The sequence below is a fragment of the Actinoplanes nipponensis genome (assembly GCF_016862275.1).
Taxonomy (GTDB): domain Bacteria; phylum Actinomycetota; class Actinomycetes; order Mycobacteriales; family Micromonosporaceae; genus Actinoplanes; species Actinoplanes nipponensis.
In genome coordinates, this window is the sequence record NZ_BOMQ01000051.1 from 162,249 (window position 1) to 183,444 (window position 21,196).

Annotated in this window: 18 protein-coding genes; 9 read left to right on the forward strand and 9 right to left on the reverse strand. The window is 73.8% G+C overall.

From position 1 onward, the window contains the following. Positions 1 to 17 precede the first annotated feature (17 nt). Positions 18 to 1,202, reverse strand: coding sequence for a thiolase family protein (locus tag Ani05nite_RS20965; protein ID WP_203770567.1), 1,185 nt, complete (start codon positions 1,200 to 1,202; stop codon positions 18 to 20). 80 nt (positions 1,203 to 1,282) lie between these two features. On the opposite strand from Ani05nite_RS20965, the gene Ani05nite_RS20970 reads away from it, so the two are divergent. From Ani05nite_RS20970 to Ani05nite_RS20990, 5 genes are all read left to right on the forward strand, one after another. After that, a complete protein-coding gene (locus Ani05nite_RS20970; RefSeq protein ID WP_203770568.1) occupies positions 1,283 to 1,873 on the forward strand; it encodes a TetR/AcrR family transcriptional regulator in 591 nt (196 codons plus the stop codon). 297 nt (positions 1,874 to 2,170) lie between these two features. Continuing rightward, positions 2,171 to 3,625 (forward strand): peptide MFS transporter, encoded by a 1,455-nt coding sequence (locus tag Ani05nite_RS20975; RefSeq protein ID WP_203770569.1) that lies wholly within the window; start codon positions 2,171 to 2,173, stop codon positions 3,623 to 3,625. 95 nt (positions 3,626 to 3,720) lie between these two features. Continuing rightward, positions 3,721 to 4,056, forward strand: coding sequence for a PadR family transcriptional regulator (locus Ani05nite_RS20980; protein WP_203770571.1), 336 nt, complete (start codon positions 3,721 to 3,723; stop codon positions 4,054 to 4,056). Beyond that, the gene (locus Ani05nite_RS20985) at positions 4,053 to 4,937 is read left to right on the forward strand and encodes a permease prefix domain 1-containing protein (protein ID WP_203770573.1); all 885 of its coding nucleotides are present in this window, start codon (positions 4,053 to 4,055) and stop codon (positions 4,935 to 4,937) included. Before Ani05nite_RS20980 ends, Ani05nite_RS20985 begins: the two co-directional genes overlap by 4 nt. Then, positions 4,934 to 5,878 (forward strand): NAD(P)-dependent alcohol dehydrogenase, encoded by a 945-nt coding sequence (locus tag Ani05nite_RS20990; RefSeq protein ID WP_203770575.1) that lies wholly within the window; start codon positions 4,934 to 4,936, stop codon positions 5,876 to 5,878. The genes Ani05nite_RS20985 and Ani05nite_RS20990 overlap by 4 nt, the downstream gene beginning before the upstream one ends. Here the strand turns inward: Ani05nite_RS20990 and Ani05nite_RS20995 are convergent. The 3 genes from Ani05nite_RS20995 to Ani05nite_RS21005 form a co-directional block, all read right to left on the reverse strand. After that, the gene (locus Ani05nite_RS20995; RefSeq protein ID WP_203770577.1) at positions 5,868 to 6,713 is read right to left on the reverse strand and encodes a sugar ABC transporter permease; all 846 of its coding nucleotides are present in this window, start codon (positions 6,711 to 6,713) and stop codon (positions 5,868 to 5,870) included. The two genes, Ani05nite_RS20990 and Ani05nite_RS20995, sit on opposite strands and share 11 nt — an antisense overlap. Continuing rightward, positions 6,710 to 8,302 carry an ABC transporter permease subunit gene (locus Ani05nite_RS21000; RefSeq protein WP_203770578.1) on the reverse strand — a complete coding sequence of 531 codons (1,593 nt, stop codon included), beginning with the start codon at positions 8,300 to 8,302 and terminating at the stop codon, positions 6,710 to 6,712. The genes Ani05nite_RS20995 and Ani05nite_RS21000 overlap by 4 nt, the downstream gene beginning before the upstream one ends. Before the next feature lie 85 nt (positions 8,303 to 8,387). Next, entirely contained in the window at positions 8,388 to 9,644 is a 1,257-nt protein-coding gene (locus Ani05nite_RS21005) for a sugar ABC transporter substrate-binding protein (RefSeq protein ID WP_203770580.1), read from the reverse strand. Positions 9,645 to 9,859: 215 nt separating this feature from the next. On the opposite strand from Ani05nite_RS21005, the gene Ani05nite_RS21010 reads away from it, so the two are divergent. Both Ani05nite_RS21010 and Ani05nite_RS21015 read left to right on the forward strand, forming a co-directional pair. Next, a complete protein-coding gene (locus tag Ani05nite_RS21010) occupies positions 9,860 to 10,912 on the forward strand; it encodes a LacI family DNA-binding transcriptional regulator (RefSeq protein ID WP_203770582.1) in 1,053 nt (350 codons plus the stop codon). A gap of 273 nt (positions 10,913 to 11,185) precedes the next feature. Further along, positions 11,186 to 13,003 carry a carbohydrate-binding module family 20 domain-containing protein gene (locus tag Ani05nite_RS21015; protein ID WP_203770584.1) on the forward strand — a complete coding sequence of 606 codons (1,818 nt, stop codon included), beginning with the start codon at positions 11,186 to 11,188 and terminating at the stop codon, positions 13,001 to 13,003. Positions 13,004 to 13,060: 57 nt separating this feature from the next. Here Ani05nite_RS21015 and Ani05nite_RS21020 read toward each other — a convergent pair whose 3' ends face one another. The 4 genes from Ani05nite_RS21020 to Ani05nite_RS21035 all read right to left on the reverse strand — a co-directional run bounded on the left by Ani05nite_RS21020 (position 13,061) and on the right by Ani05nite_RS21035 (position 17,687). Next, positions 13,061 to 13,990: an NAD(P)-dependent oxidoreductase gene (locus Ani05nite_RS21020; RefSeq protein WP_203770586.1), complete on the reverse strand. Its 930-nt coding sequence runs from the start codon at positions 13,988 to 13,990 to the stop codon at positions 13,061 to 13,063. A 96-nt stretch (positions 13,991 to 14,086) separates the two neighbouring features. Then, on the reverse strand, positions 14,087 to 15,700 hold the full coding sequence (locus Ani05nite_RS21025; protein WP_203770588.1) for a hypothetical protein: 1,614 nt from the start codon (positions 15,698 to 15,700) through the stop codon (positions 14,087 to 14,089). Positions 15,701 to 15,741: 41 nt separating this feature from the next. Then, positions 15,742 to 17,172 carry an extracellular solute-binding protein gene (locus Ani05nite_RS21030; protein ID WP_203770590.1) on the reverse strand — a complete coding sequence of 477 codons (1,431 nt, stop codon included), beginning with the start codon at positions 17,170 to 17,172 and terminating at the stop codon, positions 15,742 to 15,744. Further along, positions 17,169 to 17,687, reverse strand: coding sequence for a sigma-70 family RNA polymerase sigma factor (locus Ani05nite_RS21035; RefSeq protein WP_203770592.1), 519 nt, complete (start codon positions 17,685 to 17,687; stop codon positions 17,169 to 17,171). Before Ani05nite_RS21035 ends, Ani05nite_RS21030 begins: the two co-directional genes overlap by 4 nt. Positions 17,688 to 17,858: 171 nt before the next feature. Here Ani05nite_RS21035 and Ani05nite_RS21040 point away from each other — a divergent pair, with 171 nt between their 5' ends. Continuing rightward, the gene (locus Ani05nite_RS21040; protein WP_203770594.1) at positions 17,859 to 18,230 is read left to right on the forward strand and encodes a hypothetical protein; all 372 of its coding nucleotides are present in this window, start codon (positions 17,859 to 17,861) and stop codon (positions 18,228 to 18,230) included. Here the strand turns inward: Ani05nite_RS21040 and Ani05nite_RS21045 are convergent, their stop codons facing one another. Further along, complete coding sequence (locus tag Ani05nite_RS21045) at positions 18,231 to 19,133, reverse strand: helix-turn-helix transcriptional regulator (protein WP_203770596.1); 903 nt, start codon at positions 19,131 to 19,133, stop codon at positions 18,231 to 18,233. A gap of 210 nt (positions 19,134 to 19,343) precedes the next feature. Between Ani05nite_RS21045 and Ani05nite_RS21050 the strand changes: the two genes are divergently transcribed. After that, on the forward strand, positions 19,344 to 21,196 hold a 1,853-nt coding region (locus Ani05nite_RS21050), incomplete at its 3' end, for a family 78 glycoside hydrolase catalytic domain (protein ID WP_203770598.1).

The following is a 21,196-nucleotide window of genomic DNA, read 5'->3' on the forward strand; positions in this document are numbered from 1 at the left end:
GGCCGCCCGGACGGGGCTCAGCCCAGCCGTTCGATGATCGTGGCGTTGGCGGTGCCGCCGGCCTCGCACATCGTCTGGAGCCCGTACCGGCCGCCGGTGCGGTCCAGCACGCCCAGCAGCGTGGTCGCCAGCCGCGCGCCGCTGGCGCCCAGCGGGTGCCCGATCGCGAGCGCGCCACCGTCCACATTGACCTTCGCCGGATCGGCGCCGGTCTCGTCCAGCCAGGCCAGCACCACGGATGCGAACGCCTCGTTGACCTCGAAGGCGTCGATGTCGGCCAGGGTCAGGCCGGCCCGGGCCAGCACCTTGGCGGTCGCCGGGATGATGCCGGTCAGCATGAGGATCGGGTCGTCGCCGACCGCGGTCGCGGTGTGCACCCGGGCCCGGGGCCGCCAGCCGCGGCGCGCGGCGATCTCGCTGGTGGTGACGACCAGGGCGGCCGCGCCGTCGTTGACCGGGCTGGAGTTGCCGGCGGTGACCTTCCAGTACAGCTCGCCGAAGCGCCGCAGCCAGCGCTCGTCGGCGAAGGCCGGGGGCAGCGCGGCCAGCATCTGCACGGTGCTGCCGGGGCGGATCGACTCGTCGGTCTCCAGCCCGGCCAGCGGCGCCACCTCGGCGGCGAACCGGCCCTGCTTCCAGGCGTCGGCCGCGCGCTGGTGACTGGTCGCGGCGTACTCGTCCAGCCGGGTGCGCGACAGGTGCCAGCGGCGGGCGATCAGCTCGGCGCTGATCCCCTGGGGGATGAGCCCGCCCGGATAGCGCTCGGCGACCGCCGGGCCGCCGACGAACGCCCGGTCCCCGCCGACCAGGGCCGCGCTGCCGATCGGGACGCGGCTCATCGACTCGACCCCGGAGGCGATCACGATGTCGTAGGCGCCGGCGGCGACCCCCTGGGCGGCGAAGCTCAGCGCCTGCTGGCTGCTGCCGCACTGCCGGTCGACGGTGGTGCCGGGCACCGACTCGGGGAAGCCGGCGGCCAGCACGGCCAGCCGGGTGTTGTTGGTGCTCTGCTCGCCGACCTGGGCGACCGTGCCGCCGATGACGTCGTCGATCTCGGCCGGGTCGAGCCCGTCGAGCCGCGCGGTCACCGCGCGCAGCACGTGGGCGTGCAGGTCGACCGGGTGGATGTCCGCGTACGCGCCGCCGGGCTTGCCCTTGGCGACCGGGGTGCGTACCGCTTCGACGATGACCGCGTCGCGCATGGGGTGCCTCCTCGCTGTGACGGACCGATCGGTCCGATCCTACGAGGATGGCGGACCGACCGTTCCGTTATATTGGCCACATGGCCCGCACGGCAGCACCCGGCGCCCGCGAGCGCATCCTCGCGGCGGTGAGCCCGCTCTTCTACGCCGAGGGGATCCGCGCGGTCGGCATGGCGCGGGTCGTCGCCGCGGCCGGCTGCGGCAAGAACCTGGTCTACTCGCACTTCCCGGCCAAGTCCGAGCTGGTGGCGGCCTACCTGACGGCGGTGCGCAGCCGGCGCGAACGCTCGGCGGAACGCGCCGTGGCGGCGGCCGGGGAGCCCGCGGCCGGGCTGGTCGCCCTGGTCGCCGAGGTCGCCGACCGGGTCCGGGAGCCCGGGTTCCGCGGCTGCGCGCTGCGCAACTACCTGACCGAGTGCCCGGCCGAGGACGACACGGCCGGACGCATCGCCCGGGACTACCTGGACCGCAGCCGGGCCACCGTCGACGGCCTGGTCCGGTCGCTGGGCGGCGAGCCGGCCCTGGCCGACCGGGTGTGGCTGGTCGTGGAAGGGCTCTACGCGGTGGCCGGCCGGCCCGACGCCGCCCGCCAGGCCGACGCCGCGGTGGAACTGGTCCGCGAGCTGGTCAGCCGGCCCGCAGCCAGACGGAGCGCAGGTCGGCGTCGGTGATCAGGTCCCGGACGTCCGGCCCGGCCGCGCACGGCAGCACGAACCGGCGCCGGTCGCGCAGGTCGCCGAGGTCGAACTCGCGCCGCGCCTCCAGCCCGCCACCAGGAAGAACAACGTCATCAGCCGCCTATTGACCCACGTCCGCAGGTCCTCGGTGATGCCCGCCGCGGCGCGCCCAGCGCCCGACTCCACGGCGTCCGTCCCCGCATCCCGCCCGAAGAAGTCCCCGCCCCACCCTGCCACCCGCACGTCGCCGCCGCGTTTACCGCGCCGCCGACCGCGGTAAGCGACCATGTCATGACCCAGGAGACGGCGACCCGCGAGCGCACCTTCTTCGGACAGCCGCCGGTGCTGGCCAACCTGTTCGGCGTCGAGCTGTGGGAACGGTTCTCGTTCTACGGCATGCAGGGCATCCTGTTGATCTACCTGTACTACGCGGCGGCCGACGGCGGCCTGGGGCTGTCCGAGCGGACCGCGACGAGCATCGTGGGCGCGTACGGCGGCTCGGTCTACCTGGCCACCATCCTCGGCGCGTGGGTGGCCGACCGGCTGCTCGGCCCGGAGCGGGTGCTGTTCCTCAGCGCGGTCGCCGTGATGGCCGGGCACATCAGCCTGGCCGTGCTGCCCGGGCTGACCGGGGTGACCGTGGGGCTGATCCTCATCGCGATCGGCAGCGGCGGCGTGAAGGCCAACGCGACCTCGCTGGTGGGCACCCTCTACGACGAGCACGACGAGCGCCGCGACGCCGGCTTCTCGCTGTTCTACCTGGGCATCAACCTCGGCGCCCTGGTCGGCCCGCTGCTGACCGGGCTGCTGCAGAAGACCTGGGGCTTCCACGCCGGTTTCGCCCTGGCGGCGGTCGGCATGGCGATCGGCCTGGCCCAGTACGCGCTCGGCCGCAAGCGGCTCACCGGCGCCGCCCGGGTCGTGCCCAACCCGCTGCCGCCGGGGCGCCGGCTGCCGGTCGCGCTGGCCGTCGCGGCGGCCGCCCTGCTGGTCGTGGTGCTGGCGCTGACCGGCGTGCTGGGGGCCGGCCAGCTGTCCACTGTGGTGATCGGGCTGAGCGCCGTCGCCGCCGTCGCCTACTTCGTGGTCATCCTGCGCAGTTCCCGGATCACCGAGGTGGAGCGCCGGCGGGTGCTCGCCTTCATCCCGCTGTTCGTCGCCAGCGCGGTGTTCTGGTCGCTGTACCAGCAGCAGTTCACCGTCGTGACGATCTACTCCGATCAGCGGCTCGACCGGAACCTGGGCGGCTGGGAGATGCCGGTCTCCTGGGTCCAGTCGATCAATCCGGTCTTCATCATCGTGCTGTCCGGCGTCTTCGCCGCGATGTGGACCCGGCTCGGCCCGCGCCAGCCCGGCACGCCGATCAAGTTCGCCGCCGGCACGGCCATCATGGGCCTGGCCTTCCTGCTGTTCCTGCCGCTGGCCGGCGGGGGCCCGAACAGCGCCCCGCTGCTCGCGCTGGCCGGCATCCTGCTGGTCTTCACCATCGCCGAGCTGCTGCTGTCGCCGGTGGGGCTGTCGCTGTCGACCAAGCTGGCGCCGGCCGCGTTCCACACCCAGATGGTCGCACTGTTCTTCCTGTCGGTGGCCCTGGGCACGGCCGCGTCGGGCACCCTCGCCCGGTTCTACAGCGAGCAGCACGAGGCCGCGTACTTCGGCATCCTGGGGCTGGTCGCGATCGCGATCGGGGCGGCGCTGGCGCTCGGCGCCCGCCCGATCGGCCGCCTGATGAGCGGGGTGCGCTGACCGGCAGCCGGCGACGGCGTCCAACCCGGTTCCGAACCGAGGTCTGTCGGTAGCACGTCACCCAATAGTGTGTGCCACACGCTATAGTGTGAGCCATGTCCGATGACGAGCTGCTGGCGACGCACCTGCAGGAGCTGCGGCGCGGGACGGTCGTGCTGGCCTGCCTGCTCGTGCTGATCCGGCCCAACTACGGCTACGCGCTGCTCGACCTGCTCGCGCAGCGCGGCTTCTCGGTGGACGCCAACACCCTCTACCCGCTGCTGCGCCGGCTCGAGAAGCAGGGCCTGCTCACCAGCGACTGGAACACCGACGAGGCCCGGCCGCGCAAGTTCTACCGCACCAGTGCCGCCGGCGCCGCGCTGGCTGACACCCTCAGCCGCGACTGGGACCAGCTCGACGCCGCACTGCGCATCCTGAAGGGAGCGTCATGAGCAGCCTGACCGATCGCTACGTCCAGGCCACCCTGCGCCGCCTGCCCGCCCGGCAGCGCACCGACATCGAACGGGAACTCCGGGTCTCGATCGCCGACGCCGTCGACGACCGGGTCGAGGCCGGCGACGACCCCGGTCCGGCCGAGGTGGCCGCGCTGACCCGCCTGGGCGACCCGGCCCGGCTCGCCGCCGGCTACGCCGACCGCCCGTTGCAGCTGATCGGGCCCGCCGTGTTCCTCGACTACACGCGGATGCTGAGCACGCTGCTCGTCTCCGTGGTCCCCGTCGTGGCCGCCGTCGCCGCGTTCTTCGGCGCGCTGGACGAGAAGCCCTGGCTCACGGTGGCCGGCGACAGCCTCGGCGCCGCGGTGACCACCGCCGTGCACATCGCGGTCTGGACCACCCTGGCGTACGCGCTCCTGGACCGCAGCTCGGCGATGACGCCGAGGCGGAGCTGGACCCCCGACGCGTTGCCGCAGCCGCCCAGCCGCCGCGCCCGCTGGGGTGAGCTGATCGCCGAGACCGTGATCCTGGTGCTGGTCACGGCGTTCCTCCTGCTCTCCCCCGATCTTCTCGCACCCTGGCTCTACGACACCGGCTTCGTCTGGGTCTTCATCGCCCTGGGCGTCCTGTCCCTCGGCACCTCGTTCGCCCGCTACTACCTGCGCTGGAGCCTGCCGCTCGCGCTGGCCGCCTCGGTCGTCTCCGGCGCCGGCGCGGCCGTGCTGGCCTGGGCCGCGGCCACGGACCACCTGCTCAACCCGGACTCCGGCTGGCCCGCCGGCACCACCGCCTGGGTCACGGCCGGCCTGATCGGCCTGGCCGCCTGGAGCCTCGTGCAGGCCGTCGTCGACACCTTCACCCACGCGAGGCGCTCATGAAAGCCCTGACCTACCACCGGTACGGCCCCCCGGACGTGCTGAACTGGTCCGACGTGGAGCGGTCGGCGCCCGGCCCCGGCGAGGTGCTGGTGCGGGTCCGGGCGGCCGCGCTCAACCACGCCGACCTGCTCCTGCTCTCCGGCACCCCGCGGATCGCCCGCCTCGCGTTCGGGCTGCGCCGGCCGCGGGCGACGATCCTCGGCCGCGACGTGGCCGGCACGGTCGAGGCGGCCGGGCCCGGGGTCACCGCCCTGCGCCCCGGCGACGAAGTCTTCGGCGAGGTGGAGCAGCGCGGCTTCGCCGAGTACGTCACCGCCCCGGCGGCCCACCTGGCGGTCAAGCCGTCCGGGGTGTCCTTCACCGACGCCGCGACCCTGCCGGTCGCGGCGACCACGGCCCTGCAGGCCGCCCGCAAGGCGGAGCTGGAACCGGGCCGGACCGTCCTGATCAACGGCGCCTCGGGGGGCGTGGGGACCTTCGCCGTCCAGATCGCCCGGGCCCTGGGCGCCGCCGTCACGGCCGTCTGCAGCACCCGCAACGCGGAACTCGCCCGCGAGCTCGGCGCCCGGGACGTCATCGACTACACCCGGGCCCCGATCACCGGCCGGTACGACGCGATCATCGACCTCGCCGGCAGCCGACCGCTCGGCGAGATGCGCCGCCGGCTCACCCCGCGCGGCATCTACGTCGCGTCCACCGGCAACGGCGGCCGGATCCTCGGCCCGGCGCCCCGGCTGCTCGGCGTCGCGCTCGGCGGCTCCCGCCTGCGGGTGCTGACCGCCCGGCGCGACGTCGGCGACCTCACCACGCTCGCCGCGATGGTCGAGCGGGGTGAGGTCACGCCGGTCATCGAGGCCACGTACCCGATGGCCGAGGCCGCGGCCGCGCTGGAACGCCTGCGGCGCGAGCACGCCCGCGGCAAGATCGTGCTCAGCCCTTGACCGCGCCAGCGGTGAGGCCGTTGACGATGTAGCGCTGCAGGAACTGGAACACCAGCACCGTCGGGACCGCCGTGAGCAGGGTGCCCGCGCAGAACATCCCGAAGTTGTTGTTGCGCTCGCCGGCGACCAGGCCGTACATGCCGACCGACAGGGTCTTCGCGCCGGTGTCGGTCAGGAACACGTTGGCGATGATGAACTCGTTGATCGTGCCGATGAAGGCCAGCAGCCCGGTGACGGCCAGGATCGGCGCGACCAGCGGCAGCAGGATCCGGAAGAAGGCCTGGGCGTGCGAGGCGCCGTCCATCGTGGCCGACTCGTCCAGCTCCCGCGGCACCGTGTCGAAGAAGCCCTTCATCAGCCAGGTGTTCACCCCCAGCGCCCCGCCCAGGTACAGCAGGATCAGGCCCCACGGCTGGTTGAAGCCGATGGCCGGCCACAGCTCGGTGATCGTGGAGAACATCAGGAAGATGGCCACGATCGCCAGGAACTGGGGGAACATCTGGATCAGCAGCAGGGCCAGCAGGCCCAGGCGCCGGCCGCGGAACCGCATCCGGCTGAAGGCGTACGCGGCCAGCGCCGACAGGAACACCGACGCCAGCGCCGACACCCCGGCGACCAGCACCGAGTTGCCGAACCAGCGGGGGAAGTCCGTGTCCGTCAGCAGGTTGGCGAAGTTGCCGAGCGACGCCCCGGTCGGCACGGCCGAGGTCGACGACAGCGTGCCCAGCGGGTTCAGCGCCGCCGAGGCCACGAACACGATCGGGAACAGCGAGAAGACCACGGCCAGCACCGCCACCGCGTGACGCCACCCGACGCGCGCGAGCCACTTCGTCATGAGTAGACCTCTTCCTGGCGGCGGGTGCGGCGGAAGCTGACCATGGAGATCACCGCGACGATGACGAAGATGAAGATGCTCACCGCGGCGGCGAAGCCGTACTGCGCGCCGGAGCCGCCGAACGCCAGCCGGTAGGTGTAGGTGATCAGCAGGTCGGTGGCCCCGTTGGCCGGGTTGTCGGCCGGGAACGGCGCGCCCTCGGTGGTCAGGTAGATCGCGTTGAAGTTGTTGAAGTTGAACGCGAACGACGAGATCAGCAACGGCGTGAGGGCCACCAGCAGCAGCGGCAGGGTGACCCGCTTGAGCGACTGCCAGGGCGTCGCGCCGTCGATCCGGGACGCCTCGGACAGCTCCGGCGGGATCGCCTGCAGCGCGCCCGTGGCGACCAGGAACATGTACGGGTACCCCAGCCACAGCTGCACCAGGATCACCGCGACCCGCGCCGAGGCGGCGCCGCCGAACCAGTCCACGTCCAGCCCGAACAGGTTGTTGACCAGCCCGAAGTCGGTGTTGAACATGTCCCGCCAGACCAGCAGCATCGCGAACGACGGCATCGCGTAGGGCAGCACCAGCAGGGTGCGGTACAGCCCGCGGCCGCGTACCCGGGGCGAGTGCAGGGCCAGCGCGCAGCCCAGCCCGAGCACGAAGGTCCCGCCGGTGGAGGCCAGGGCGAAGAACAGGTTCCAGATCAGCGTCCGGGCGAACGGGCCGGAGATCGCCGCGTCGGTGACCAGCCGGGTGAAGTTGCTCAGCCCCACGCCGACCCGCCAGCCCTGCGCCAGCCGCTCCCCGTCGGCCGCCACGAACGCGCCCACCCGCTCGTCGGCCGTCCACGTCTTGCCGGTGGTGGTGTCGCGGATGCAGTCGCAGCCCGCGTCGTACGCCCGCCCGGCCTTGCCCTCGTACGCCCGCGACAGCCCCTGCGAGCGGATCGCCCCGCCCGGGGTGGGCACCGCCAGATCGGTGATCTCCCGGCTGCGGGCGCTGGCCTGACCGCCGTTGAGCAGCGTGTAGCCCGCGGCGGCGGTGACCCGCCCGGTGGCGGTGACCGTCACGTCGCCCGCCGGCAGCCGCGTCAGCCCGTCGGCCGTGCCGGCCGAGACGACCCTGGTGGCCGGGTCGGTGACCAGGAAGGTCAGCGGGCCGGTGGCCGGGTCGCCGGTGGTGGCGACCGTCAGCGCGTACTCGGCGGAGCCCGGCACCCGGGTGACCGACGCGGTCTGGATGGCCACGACGGCTTCCCGCTTGTCCCCGCGGTGGCCGTCGCTGAAGTTGGTGAAGGCGGTCGCCGCGGTGTACCCCACCGGGAAGAGCTGGAAGACGACCAGGAACAGGGTGCCGGGGATCAGGTACTTGGCGGGGATGTGCCGCCGGCTCGTGTACAGGTAGAACAGTCCGGCGGTGGCGGCCACCAGCACGGCCAGGCCGGGCCAGGCCCGCTCGGCGATCAGCGGGAACGCCGCCCAGACGGCGAGCCCGGCGACCAGCCCGAGCAGGGCGACCTTGACCAGCGGGCCGGCGAGGCCGCCCCGGCCGGAGGGCTCGGGAGCCTCGGCCGGGGCGGACTTCCGCTCGAGAAGAGCCGTCATTACTGAGCCACCTTCGTCATGCCCTTCCGGCCCTCGCCGTCACGGCGGTCGGCAGCGTTCGCCGGGCCTGGCTCGGTGCAGTCGGTCATGACTTGATCTGGCCCGAGATCGTCTTGGCCGCCGCGGTCAGGGCGGTCTTGGGGTCGGCGCCGCCGATCACGGCGGACTCGGCCTTGCCGAACGGGTCCCACACGGTCGCCATCTCCGGGATGGCGGGCAGCGGCACGGCGTTCCTGCCGGCGTCGACGAACTTGGCGAGGTCCGGGTCGGTGCCCTTGACCTGCTCGTACGCGGCGGTCAGGACCGGCGGGCGGGGCTCGGCCTGGTACAGCGCGACGGCCAGCTCGGGCGTGGTCACGTAGTTGGTGACGAACTCCTGGGCCAGGGCCTTGTTCTTGCCCTTGGCCGCGACGTAGAACGACTGCACGCCCAGGAACGGCTGGGCCGGCTTGCCACCGGCGAAGCCCGGGACGGGCGAGATGTCGTACGCGATCTTGGCCTTCTTCACGTCGGTGATCGCCCACGGCCCGGAGACCAGGTAGGCGCACTTGCCCGCGGTGAAGGTGGCGATCGAGTTCTCCACGGTGATCGAGCGCTTGAGGGCGCCCGCGCCCTTCTCGCCGAGCGCCTGGATCTTCTTGAACGCGGCGATCGACTCCGGCTTGGCGATGCCCAGGTCGTTCTTGTCGTAGTCGCCGTTGGCGGCGGTGCCGAACAGGTAGCCGCCGGCCGAGCTGAACAGCGGGTACGCGTGGTAGGCGTCGCCGTTCTGGCCGACCTGCAGGCAGAGCAGCTCACTGGCCTTCTTGTCGGCCCTGAGGGCCTTCGCCCGGGTGACCAGGTCCTCGATGGTCGCCGGGGCCTCGGGCGCGAGCTTGGTGTTGCGGATCAGGGCCAGGTTCTCGGTCGCGTACGGCACGCCGTAGACCTGGCCGTTGAACGTGACCGCCTTGACCGCGTTGGGCGCCAGGCCCTGCTGCTGCTCGGCGGTCAGCTGCACCGGGTCGATCGCGCCGTTCTGCACGAGGTTGCCGATCCAGTCGTGCGCGCCGACCATCACGTCCGGGCCGCTGCCCTGCTGGGAGGCGGTGACGAAGGTGGTCTGCTGGTCCTTGGAGATGGCCTGCACCTCGACGGTGACGCCGTTCTCCTGGCCGAACTTCTCGGCGAACGGCTTGAGGGCCGCCGCCCGCTTGTCGTCGCCCCAGATGACCAGCTTGCCGCTGGCGCCGGCCGGGGCGGCCGAGGTGGGGGTCTGCGGGTCGTCGTCGCCGCCGCTGCAGCCCGACGCGGCGAGCGCGAGGGCCAGGGCGGTGACGACACCCGCGGTACGGATGCGCATAGTCTTCTCCTATCGGGCACACGGGGGCGCCCGAAGATCGTGCAAGGACATCAAGGGGGGAACCGGATGCAAGGCCCCTATAGGCCCAGCCCGGCTGTTGCGGGGACGTTAGCAAGGGATTTCCGGCAATGGAAGACCTTGCAATCCTTCCGCAAAAGATTCCAGGTGCTGGTCATCCCCCGGCCCGGCGGACGGACGGTTCTATAGTGACGCCCATGCGCGCACGTTTGTCCGACATCGCGCGCCAGGCCGAGGTCAGCGAGGCGACGGTGTCGCGGGTCCTCAACGACCGGCCCGGCGTGTCCACCGAAACCCGCCAGGCGGTGCTGACCGCCCTGGACGTCCTGGGCTACGAACGGCCCGAAAGGCTGCGCAAGCGCAGCGCCGGGCTGGTCGGCCTGATCGTCCCGGAGCTGGAGAACCCGATCTTCCCGGCCTTCGCCCAGACCATCGAGTCGGCGCTGTCGCAGAGCGGCTTCACCCCGGTGCTGTGCACCCAGACCCCGGGCGGGGTGACCGAGGACGAGTACGTGGAGATGCTGCTCGACCGGCAGGTCTCCGGCATCGTCTTCGTCTCCGGCCTGCACGCCGACACCACCGCCGACCACGAGCGCTACCGCCGCCTGGTGCAGCGCCCGCTGCCGATCGTGCTGATCAACGGCTACGCCGAGGGGCTGGACGCGCCGTTCATCTCCTGCGACGACCGGCTGGCCGGCGAGCTGGCGGTGTCCCACCTGGTCGCGCTCGGACACACCCGGATCGGCTTCGTCTCGGGCCCGGACCGGTTCCTCAACGTGCAGCGCAAGCTGGCCGGCTACCGCGCCGCCATGCGCCGTGAGCTGGGCGCCAGCGACCGGGAGCTGGACGAGCTGGTCGCGCTGACGCTGTTCGGCGTCGAGGGCGGCGAGGTGGCGGCGGGCCAGCTGCTCAGCCGCGGCGTCACCGGCATCGTCTGCGGCTCGGACCTGATGGCGCTGGGCGCGATCCGCGCGGCCCGCCGGCGCGGGCTCAGCGTCCCGCGCGACATCTCGGTGGTCGGCTTCGACGACTCGCCGCTGATCGCGTTCACCGATCCGCCGCTGACCACGCTGCGCCAGCCGGTGGCGGCGATGGGCAACGCGGCGATCCGCCAGCTCGTGGACGAGATCAACGGCCACGGCGCGCCGCGCTCGGAGTACGTCTTCTCCCCCGAGCTGGTGGTACGCGGTTCCACCGCCAGCCACAAGGCCGGCCGGCCGGCCGAGACCGTGGACGTGACCGCGGCCTGACATCCCGGCGTCACGATTGTTAAGTTGATCTTTGAAAGTCCTTGCCACCCGGCGCGCCGGCGAGGACCGCCGCGACCTGCCCGTTTCCGGCGACACGCCCAGCAGTGAAGATCCTTTCCTGCAAGCCGAAGCCGACAAGGACCGACAAATCACGCGTATTCATCGAGCGCGGTCTCTTTACCGGCGGGAAACACCCTGATAACTTCCCGGCACTTGCGCAAGAAGTTTCAACGGTTTCCCCGCCGCCCGCTCTGCGCGTCCCTGGAGGTCCCCATGCGTACCCGTCAGGCCGTCGCCGCCGCGACGACCGCCGCCCTGGCCACGGCCCTGCTGGCCGTCGGCGTCGTCCGCACCGCCGAGCACGCCGAGGCCTCCACCGCCTCCCCCGGTGCCAAGGACGTCATCGTCCACCTCTTCGAGTGGCCGTGGGCCTCGGTCGCGAGCGAGTGCACCAGCACGCTGGGCCCCAAGGGCTTCGGCGGGGTGCAGGTCTCCCCGCCGCAGGAGCACGTGGTGCTGCCCGGCAGCGGCTACCCCTGGTGGCAGGACTACCAGCCGGTCAGCTACAAGCTGACCAGCCGCCGCGGCGACCGCAACGCCTTCGCGAGCATGGTGCAGACCTGCCACGCCGCCGGCGTGAAGATCTACGTCGACGCCGTGGTCAACCACATGGCCGGCGGCGCGTCCACCGGCACCGGCAGCGGCGGCTCGACCTACAGCCACTACGCGTACCCGTCGGTGCCCTACGGCACCGACGACTTCCACCACTGCGGGCGCAACGGCAACGACGACATCGCCAACTACGGCGACAAGTGGGAGGTGCAGAACTGCGAGCTGGTCGACCTGTCCGACCTCAAGACCGAGTCGTCGTACGTGCGGGGCAAGCTCACCGCGTACCTCGACGACCTGGTGTCGCTGGGCGTCGACGGCTTCCGGGTGGACGCGGCCAAGCACATGCCGGCCGGCGACATGGCGGCGTTCCTGGGCCCGGTCACCGGCGACCCGTACGTGTTCTCCGAGGTGATCGAGGGCGGCTCGGGTGAGCCCACGCCGGAGGAGTACACCGGCTTCGGCGACGTGACCGAGTTCCGCTACGGCGACGTGGTCGGCGGCGCCTTCGCCGGCGGCACCCTGTCCAACCTCAACAACCTGGCCGGCTCGATGCGGCTGGGCTCCGGCGACGCGGTCGCCTTCATCGACAACCACGACACCCAGCGCAACGGGCGGGCCAAGCTGACCTACAAGAACGGCTCCGCGTACGCGCTGGCCGAGGCGTTCATGATCGCCTGGCCGTACGGGGTCCCGCAGGTCATGTCCAGCTTCACCTTCGGCAACGCCGAGGCCGGCCCGCCCACCGCGGCGGGTGGCACCACCAACGCGGTGAGCTGCGGCAGCGGCTGGGAGTGCGAGCACCGCTGGCGCACCACCGCCAACATGGTCGGGCTGCGCAACGCGGCCGCCGGCGCGGGCGTGACCAACTGGTGGAGCAACGGCTCGAACCAGATCGCGTTCGGCCGGGGCAGCGCGGGCTACGCCGCGTTCAACCGCTCCGGCTCGGCGCTGACCCGCACCTTCCAGACCTCCCTGCCGGCCGGCACCTACTGCGACGTGATGGCCGGCGACCTCTCCGGCGGCGCCTGCACCGGGCCGTCGTACACGGTGAACGGCAGCGGCCAGGTGACCGCCACGGTGGCCGCCAACGCCGCGCTCGCCCTGCACGTCAACGCCCGCAGCACCACGACCGGCACGCCGACCACGCCCACCACGCCGCCGACCGACGACCCGGCGGGCTGCGCCACGGCGGCGACCAGCTTCGCGGCCACCGCCAGCACGACGTGGGGCCAGAACCTCTACGTCACCGGCAACACGGCGGCGCTGGGCAACTGGAACCCGGCGAACGCGGTCGCGCTGTCCTCCGCGACGTACCCGGTGTGGCGGGCGACTGTTTCCCTGCCGGGGAACACCGCGGTGCAGTACAAGTACATCAAGAAGGAGGGGTCGACGGTGATCTGGGAGAGCGACCCCAACCGGACGCGGACCACCGCCGCCGCGTCGCCCTGCACGGCGACCTGGACCGACACCTGGCGGTGACAGCTCCGGCCGCCGCTACCCGATCGTTGGCGGGTGGCGGCGGCCGGCTCCATCCGCTCAGGACCGCAGCACCACGTGGGCCGGCTCCGCGCCGGACAGCAGCAGCTCGATCTGCCGGCGCACCAGCCGCGCCACCCGCGGCAGCATGGCGCTGGACATGCCCCCGGCGTGCGGGCTGATCAGCACGTTCGGCAGCCCGTAGAGCTCGTGGCCGGCGGGCAGCGGCTCGGGGTCGGTCACGTCGAGCGCGAAGCGCAGCCGGCCGGTGCGGGCCTCGCGCAGGACCGCGGCGGTGTCGGCCACCCGGCCGCGGGCGACGTTGACGACGATCGCGCCGTCGGGCAGCGCCGCCAGGAACTCCGCGCCGACCAGGCGCTCGGTGTCCGCGGTGAGCGGCACCCCCACGATGACCGCCTCGCAGGCGGGCAGCAGAGCGGGCAACTCGGCGATGCCGTGCACGCCCTCGCGGGCGGTCCGCGCGACCCGCACCAGGTCCACCTCGAACGGGGCCAGCCGCGCCTCGATCGCCCGGCCCACCCCGCCCTGACCGAGCACCAGCACCCGCCGGTCGGCCAAGCTCGGATACCACGCCGGCGCGGTGGGCCCGGCCGCCCGGACGAAGTCGGCGATGCCCCGCTGCCCGGCCAGCAGCAGCGCGAGGGCGAGCTCCGCGGTCGAGGTCTCGTGCACGCCGCGCGCGATGGCGTAGACGTGTCCCGGCGGCAGCGCCTCGGCGACCCCGTCGTAGCCGAGGTACTGCGCCTGGACCAGCCGGGTGCGTACCCCGGCCAGCCGGCTCAGGTGCGCGTTGCCCGGCACGTAGGGCAGCACGACGACGTCGATGGCGGCGCGCGGGGCGGGCCCGGCCAGGTCCCAGCGCAGCAGCTCCACCCCGGCCGGGAGCTCACCGAGCGCCGCGGGGAGCTCCGCGCCGGGCAGGCTCACCGACAGCCGGTGGTCCCCGGCCCGGTCCTGCGGCAGATTCACCAGTCGTCCCCTCGCCGTCTCGCGGTCGGGCCGTCGCCGACCGGACCAACCTAAGAGGTCGCGCGGCATCCTGCCCGCCGGACATGCCCGGGGCCCTCACCGGGTCGCGGCCGGCACGGTCGACGGCTCCCACACCGGCGGGCTCGCCGCCACCGCTTCGGGCAGCGTGGCGAACCGGGACGCCGGGACCGGCGCCCCGGTGACCACCGCCGTCGCGAACCGCACCAGCCGCTCCCGCAGGTACGCCACGTTGGCCGCGCCGTGCTCGTTCTCCGAGTGCGGCCCCCGCACGAACGCCAGCTCCGCCCGGCCGCCGGCGCGCCGGTACGCGCTGAACGAGGCGAGCGGGCCCTGGTACTCGTCCCACAGGCCCTGGCCGATGAACGTGGCCGGCCAGTCGCCCAGGCCGGCCAGCGGCTCGCTGGTGGGGGCGTACACGAAGTGGTTCACCTCGGCCTGGGCGGCCGCGTAGATCAGGTCGCCCGGGTCGAAGAACGGCATGCCCCACTGCGCGGCGAGGATGAGCGCGCCGCGGATCCGGCGATTGCCCCAGGGCGGGTGACAGGGCCGTCCCGGGGTGTCGAGCGAGCACCAGCGGTGCAGGTTCGCGTCCATCGCCCACTGGGTCGCGTACGCGCCCTGGCTGGCCCCGCCGAGCAGGACCGGCATGGTGCGGGCCGGGTCGCCGGGGCCCAGCATCCGCCGCGCCGCCTCGGCGCCGGTGCGGGTGGCGCCGTCCGGGCCCAGCGCCCGCAGTCCGGCGCCGCTGCCCAGGGCGTCCACCATCCGCAGCAGGTCCAGCCCCTGCTGCAGGGTGTTGTCGGCGCTCAGCCCGCCGGAGATGCCGTGCCCCCGCTTGTCGACCGTGAGCACGTCGAAGCCGGCCCGGTGCAGGGCGGCCAGGTACTCCCGCCACTGCCGCGCGCCCCACTTCTCGGTGCCCCGCGACGGATAGCTCACACCCTGGTACGCCCCCGTGACGTCCTGGGTGTAGAGCGGGTCGCCGGGATCCTGCACCGCGGTCGTCTCGATGGTCCGGCCGCCCAGCAGTACGGCCAGCGCGCGGATCCGCCGCCCGCCGGCGGCGCGGACCCCGGCGCCGCGCAGGTACCAGCCCCGCAGCCGGACCGGCCCGGCGCTGCCCCGGTTGATCACCTCGTACGGTTCGGCGGGCACGGTGAACTCGACGGTGCTCGTCCGCGGCTCGGCGGCCGCGATGCCCTCCCGGTACGGCGCCCGGCCGAAGTACGCGGGCCGGCGGATGTCGGCCAGGTCGACGTCCGCGGCGAACGGGTCGATGGCGCCGACGAGGTCGATCACCCCGGTCGACCGGAACTGGTCGGGCACGTACCCGGCCACGTCGGACAGCGCCGAGCAGGGCGGCGCCGCCCGGCACGCGTCGAGTTGGCGCTGCGCCTCGGCGAAGGAGAACGCGCGTACCCGGTAGTCGCCGGGATACCCGGCCGGCGCGGGATCGATCCAGCTGAGCGGGACGCAGACGCGGCCGAGCGCGCGATCCGGTACGGCGTAACCGGGCAGCACCTCGTTGCGCCGGTAGCCGACCCGCGCCGAGCAGTCGGCCGGCGGCGCGGCGGCCCGCTCGTCGGCCGGCGGCGGCAGCCCGGCCGGCGCACCGTGCGCCGGGCCGATCAGGGACAGGACCAGCAGGGTGCCGGCCGTGGCAGCGATCCGGGCGCGGGGCAGCAACACAGGAACCTCCCGTTGTCGGTGGTGCGTCGGTGTGCGGGCGGTCAGCCCGTCGCGGCCATGGCGGCCACGAACGCCTCGGGGGTGATCTCGAGCCGGAAGAGCTGGGCCGTCCGGTCGAGGAGCTCGCCGGCCACGGCCGGCGGCAGCGCCTGGTCCCAGACCAGCGTGAAGCTGGGCGCGGCGGCGGCCAGCCCGTGGGCGAAGCGGGCGAAGTCGGCGTGCGGGCGCCCGGCCAGGCGCGGTTCCAGGTCGCGGACGGCCGGCACCTCGCCCGCCTCGAGCAGGCCGTCCAGGTACCGGTCGGAGGTCACGGTCCGCAGCAGGAAGTCCACCGCCTCCGCCCGGTACGGGCTCCGCGCGTCCACGGTGAGGTAGTTGGCCGGGACCCCGACCAGGTCGGCGGCGTCCCCCGCGCCGCCGGCCACGGTCGGGAACGGCACCCAGCCCAGGTCCCGCGCGGCGAACGCGGGATCGGAGTGCAGCTGGCTGCCGTACTCCCAGCTGCCCATCACCTGCATCGCCGCCCGGCCGTCGGCGAGCGAGCGGGACGCGTCGCCGGAGTCGTAGCGCAGCACGTCGGCGGTGTCGCCGAACGCGCCGTGGCGCACCAGCTCCTGGCACAAGGCGGCCGCCCGGGCCAGCGCCGGCTGCCGCCACGCGCCGGGACGCCCGGCCGCGACGGCGGCGGAGACGTCCGCGCCGCCGAGCCGGTCGGTGAGGTAGGCCAGGTACATCAGCGCGGGCCACCGCTCGCCGCCGGCCAGCGCGAGCGGCGTGACGCCCCGGTCCCGGAAGACGTCCACGGCCCGGAGCAGGTCGGCGTACGTCCGCGGCGGGCTCAGGCCGGCGTCGGCGAAGAGCTTCTTGTGGTAGAAGAGCACGACCGGCTGGACCCCGGTCATCGGCAGGCCGTACAGCCGGCCGTCGACCCGGGCGCCGGCGAGCACGCCGGGCAGCAGGGCGCCGGCCACCTCCGGCCGCTCGGCCACCGCGTCGGTGAGGTCGGCGGCGCGGCCGGCGCGTACCGGCCCGGCGAGGCTGGCGCCGCCCCAGTTCTCGTAGACGTCCGGCGCCGGATCCGGCCACGGCGCGGCCAGCACGGTCTTGTACGCGTCGTTGCCGAAGGTGGACAGCCGCACGCCGACGCCGGAGTCGCGGTCGTACGCGTCGATGCGGTCCCGCAGGCCGGGGTTGCGTTCGGCGACGTCGAGCGTCCACAGGTCGATGGCGCCGTCCGGGGGCGCGGCCGGTGACGGGCGCAGCCCCAGGTACGGGCCGGCCACCGTCGCCGCGGTCGCCAGCGCGACGCAGGCCATGGCCGCGGCGGTGGCCAGCCGCAGCCGGCGCCGCCGGCGGTCGAACCGTCGCCGGACCGCGCCCAGCGCGCCGTCCGGTGGGCCCGGCAGCGCGGTCGCGGCCTGGGCCAGCGTGACCGCGAGCCGCCGGGCGAGGATGTCGTCGTCGGCGTTCATGGCGTCAACCTCACCAGCCAGTCGTGATCCGGTTCCGCGCCCGCCCGCGCGCTCAGGTGCCGGCGCAGGGCGCGCAGGGCGCGGGAGTAGCGGCTGGAGACCGTGCCGCGCGGCTCGCCGGACATCGCGGCGATCTCGTCGAACGTGTACCGGAACAGCACGTGCAGCACCACGACGGTCCGCTCCGGCTGGCCCAGCGCGTGCAGGGCGTCCCACAGCGCGGGGTCGGTGACCCGCCGGCGGGCCGGGTCCTCGCCGTCCCGGTCGGCCAGCACCGACGGGACCTCGCGCCACCAGCGCCGCCACCGGCTGATGTTGCGCGTGACGATGACCCGCCGGGCGTACGCCTCCGGGTCGGTGCGGACCGACTCCCAGCGCCGCCACACCTCCACGACGGCGACCTGGGCCAGGTCGTCGGCCTCCGCCGCGCTGCCGCAGACGAGGTACGCGAACCGGCGCAGGGAGTCCAGCCGGTCCCGGGCGAACCCGTCGGCATCGTCGGCTTCGGCGCCCATCAGCCACCTCCTCGCCAGGCAGACGCTGAACGTCGTCGATCTGCTGCCGCGCGATGTGTCGCGTACCCGACAGTGTCGGCGCGCGGCCGGTGATCGCACAGCCAGTCCGATCGAGATCGGTCGCTGCCGGTCACGCTGGAGTTCCCCCGACCCCTCCTGGAGGACGAGAACATGGCCGAGATGGACATTGCCCTCAAGGACGCGATGACGATCGACGGCGCCATCGGCGTCGCGCTGGTCGACCACACCAGCGGCATGGCCCTGGGCGTCGCGGGCGGCACCCGCGACTTCGACCTCAACGTCGCCGCGGCCGGCAACACCGACGTCGTGCGGGCCAAGCTGCGGGCGATGGACCTGCTCGGGATCTCCGAGCAGATCGAGGACGTGCTGATCACGCTGGAGACCCAGTACCACCTGATCCGGCCGTTGCAGGCCCGCTCGGGGCACGGGCTGTTCCTCTACCTGTCGCTGGACCGGGCCCGCGCCAACCTCGCCATGGCCCGCCACCACCTGCGCCGCATCGAGAGCCTGCTGAACGTCTAGCTAGCCCCAGGCGCGCAGGCGTACGGCGTTGTGGCTGAAGCGGGCGCGGTACGCCGAGGCGCTGAGCCCGTAGTGCGCCCGGAACCGCCGGGCGAAGTAGTTCTGGTCCGGCCAGCCGACCGACTCGCCGATCCGGCTGATCGCGTCGTCGGTGTGCAGCAGCCGGGCCGCCGCCAGCTCGACGCGGTGCCGGGAGAGGTACGCCATCGGGGGCAGGCCGGTCGCCGACTTGAACAGCCGGACCAGGTAGCCGGGGGCCAGGTGCAGCTCCTCGGCCAGTTCGGTGAGGGTCCACTGGTGGGCCGGGCGCGCCTCCATCATCCGCATGGCGTCGACCACCGCGGGATGGGTCTGGCCGGTGCCGGCGTCCACGCCGTCCACGACCGCCCGGGCGACGCAGCTCAGGAACAGCGCGAGCCGCCCGATGATGTCGCCCCGGTGCCGGCTCACCGGCTGGAACCGGAGCCGGTCGAGGGCGTCGAGGTGTTCCACGCACTCGGCCAGCAGGTCCTCGCCGAGCCGGGTGGTGAGGATGCCGCGCCGCTGGTCGGAGTAGGGGCCGGTCCACAGCAGATAGCCGAGCAGCGGGTCGGCGCGGGTCCAGGCCAGCTCGCGCTGGAGCAGTTCGGTGGAGAAGCAGCAGTTGTACAGGTCGAGGCGCCGGCAGTCGTCGTAGCCGTGCCACACGCCCGGGCGCAGCAGGATGACGTCGCCGATGCGCAGCTGCTGGCGGCCGGCCAGGCTGTGGTGCACGCCGGCGCCGCCGGTCATCACGGCGATCTCGACGAAGCTGTGGGTGTGCACCGGGTGCAGGCCCTCGTGCAGGTAGTGCCCGGCGTAGGCCAGCGAGCCGTCCGAGAAGTACAGCATGGCGTGCGCGTTCTCCACCGGCGGGTCGGCCATGGGGCGACCATACGACACCGGCGCGCGACCGGGCCCAGGTGAATTTCGTGCTACCACCGGTGCACTGCGGGCTATGTCGCGCCGGGCGCCGGACGCAGGATCAGGGTGCGGACGAAACATCCTCGCCACCTCGCCGAAACGCCTTCCGGCCCGGTTCCGCGGCCGCCGGTTGAATCGATTCAGAGGCGGCCGATCCCCTCTGGAGTGCCTATGTCCCCCGCCGCCCCCGCCGGGGTCCGCTTCGAGCACCACACCGACGACGGACCCGTCCTCGGCATCGGCACGCCCGCGCCCCGGCTCTCCTGGCAGGTCCCCGAGGCGCCCGCCGACTACCGGCAGAGCGCGTACCAGGTCGAGATCGGCCGGGACCACGGGCCGGTGGAGCTGACGACGGTCGCCTCCGCCGAGCAGGTGCTGGTGCCCTGGCCCGGCGCGCCGCTCGGCCCCCGGGAGCGGGCGCGGGTCCGGGTGCGGGTCCGCGGCGCCGGCGACCCGTGGAGCGGGTGGAGCGCGCCGGCCGTCGTGGAGCGCGGCCTCGACGACTGGGCCGCCCGCTTCATCAGCCCGGTGACGCTCGGCCGCGAGGGCATGCCCGCCCCGATCCTCACCGGCACGGTGACGCTGCCGACCGACATCGTCCGGGCCCGGCTCCACGCCACGGCCCACGGCCTCTACACCGCCGAGCTCAACGGCGAGCGGGTCGGCGACCAGGAGCTCGCCCCCGGCTGGACCAGCTACCCGCACCGGCTGCGCTACCAGAGCTACGACGTGACCGCCCTGGTCCGCCCGGGCGAGAACCGGCTCGCCGTGCTGCTGGGCAACGGCTGGTGGCGCGGCCGGCTCGGCTTCCAGGGCCGGCGCGGCCTCTACGGCGACCGGCTGGCCCTGCTGGCCCAGCTGGAGGTGACCACCGCCGACGGGGCCGTGCACCGGCTGGTCACCGACGGGTCGTGGACCGCGGCCGACAGCGGGGTGCTCGCCGACGACCTGTACGACGGCCAGCGCACCGACCTGCGGGCCGGGCCCCGGCGCACGGACGCCGTCGAGGTCGTCGACGCTGATCTGGCGCTGCTGGTCGCGCCGGCCGGGCCCCCGGTACGGGTCACCGGCGTGCTCCCGGCCCAGCGGGTCTGGACCTCGCCCGCCGGCCGGACGCTAATCGATTTCGGGCAGAACGTGGTGGGCCGGGTCCGGCTGCGGGTCCGCGGGACCGGCGCGGGCCCGGAGGTCACGGTCCGGCACGCCGAGGTGCTGGAGCACGAGGAGCTGGGCGTACGGCCGCTGCGGACCGCGCGGGCCACCGACACGTACGTGCTGGCCGGTCCGGCGGAGACGGTGCTCGAACCGACGCTGACCTTCCACGGCTTCCGCTACGCCGAGGTGACCGGCGTGCCCGGGCTGCGCGCCGCGGACGCCGAGGCCGTGGTGATCGGCTCCGACCTGCGCCGCACCGGCTGGTTCGAGTCCTCGCACGCGCTGCTCAACCGCTTCCACGACAACGTGGTCTGGGGCATGCGCGGCAACTTCGTCGACGTGCCGACCGACTGCCCGCAGCGCGACGAGCGGCTCGGCTGGACCGGTGACATCCAGGTCTTCTCCCCCACCGCCAGCTTCCTGTACGACAGCGCCGGCCTGCTCACCGGCTGGCTGGCCGACCTGGCCGCCGAGCAGCAGAAGGACGGCTCGGTGCCGTTCGTGGTCCCGGACGTGATCCGCCGCCCCGGCCCGGCCACCGCGGCCTGGGGCGACGCGGCCACCATCGTGCCGTGGGTGCTCTACCGGCGCACCGGCGACCTCGGCCTGCTCGCCCGCCAGCTGCCCAGCATGCGGGCCTGGGTGGACCGGATGGCCGAGCTGGCCGGCCCGGACCGGCTCTGGACCGGCGGCTTCCAGTTCGGCGACTGGCTCGACCCGGCGGCGCCGCCGGACTCGCCGTTCCAGGCGCGGGCCGATCCCGACGTCATCGCCACCGCGCACCTGGCCCGGTCGGCCGACATCGTCGCGCGGGCCGCCGAGCTGACCGGCGACGCCGCCGGCGCCCGCCGGTACGACCGGCTGGGGGG

Bases quoted from the DNA above. Each gene is read 5' to 3' on its own strand.
- Ani05nite_RS21005 (WP_203770580.1), bottom strand. From the start codon at position 9,644: ATGCGCATCCGTACCGCGGGTGTCGTCACCGCCCTGGCCCTCGCGCTC.
- Ani05nite_RS20965 (WP_203770567.1), bottom strand. From the start codon at position 1,202: ATGCGCGACGCGGTCATCGTCGAAGCGGTACGCACCCCGGTCGCCAAG.
- Ani05nite_RS20975 (WP_203770569.1), top strand. From the start codon at position 2,171: ATGACCCAGGAGACGGCGACCCGCGAGCGCACCTTCTTCGGACAGCCG.
- Ani05nite_RS21010 (WP_203770582.1), top strand. From the start codon at position 9,860: ATGCGCGCACGTTTGTCCGACATCGCGCGCCAGGCCGAGGTCAGCGAG.
- Ani05nite_RS20990 (WP_203770575.1), top strand. From the start codon at position 4,934: ATGAAAGCCCTGACCTACCACCGGTACGGCCCCCCGGACGTGCTGAAC.
- Ani05nite_RS21045 (WP_203770596.1), bottom strand. From the start codon at position 19,133: ATGGCCGACCCGCCGGTGGAGAACGCGCACGCCATGCTGTACTTCTCG.
- Ani05nite_RS21030 (WP_203770590.1), bottom strand. From the start codon at position 17,172: ATGAACGCCGACGACGACATCCTCGCCCGGCGGCTCGCGGTCACGCTG.
- Ani05nite_RS20980 (WP_203770571.1), top strand. From the start codon at position 3,721: ATGTCCGATGACGAGCTGCTGGCGACGCACCTGCAGGAGCTGCGGCGC.
- Ani05nite_RS21035 (WP_203770592.1), bottom strand. From the start codon at position 17,687: ATGGGCGCCGAAGCCGACGATGCCGACGGGTTCGCCCGGGACCGGCTG.
- Ani05nite_RS21040 (WP_203770594.1), top strand. From the start codon at position 17,859: ATGGCCGAGATGGACATTGCCCTCAAGGACGCGATGACGATCGACGGC.
- Ani05nite_RS20970 (WP_203770568.1), top strand. From the start codon at position 1,283: ATGGCCCGCACGGCAGCACCCGGCGCCCGCGAGCGCATCCTCGCGGCG.
- Ani05nite_RS20995 (WP_203770577.1), bottom strand. From the start codon at position 6,713: ATGACGAAGTGGCTCGCGCGCGTCGGGTGGCGTCACGCGGTGGCGGTG.
- Ani05nite_RS21015 (WP_203770584.1), top strand. From the start codon at position 11,186: ATGCGTACCCGTCAGGCCGTCGCCGCCGCGACGACCGCCGCCCTGGCC.
- Ani05nite_RS20985 (WP_203770573.1), top strand. From the start codon at position 4,053: ATGAGCAGCCTGACCGATCGCTACGTCCAGGCCACCCTGCGCCGCCTG.
- Ani05nite_RS21000 (WP_203770578.1), bottom strand. From the start codon at position 8,302: ATGACGGCTCTTCTCGAGCGGAAGTCCGCCCCGGCCGAGGCTCCCGAG.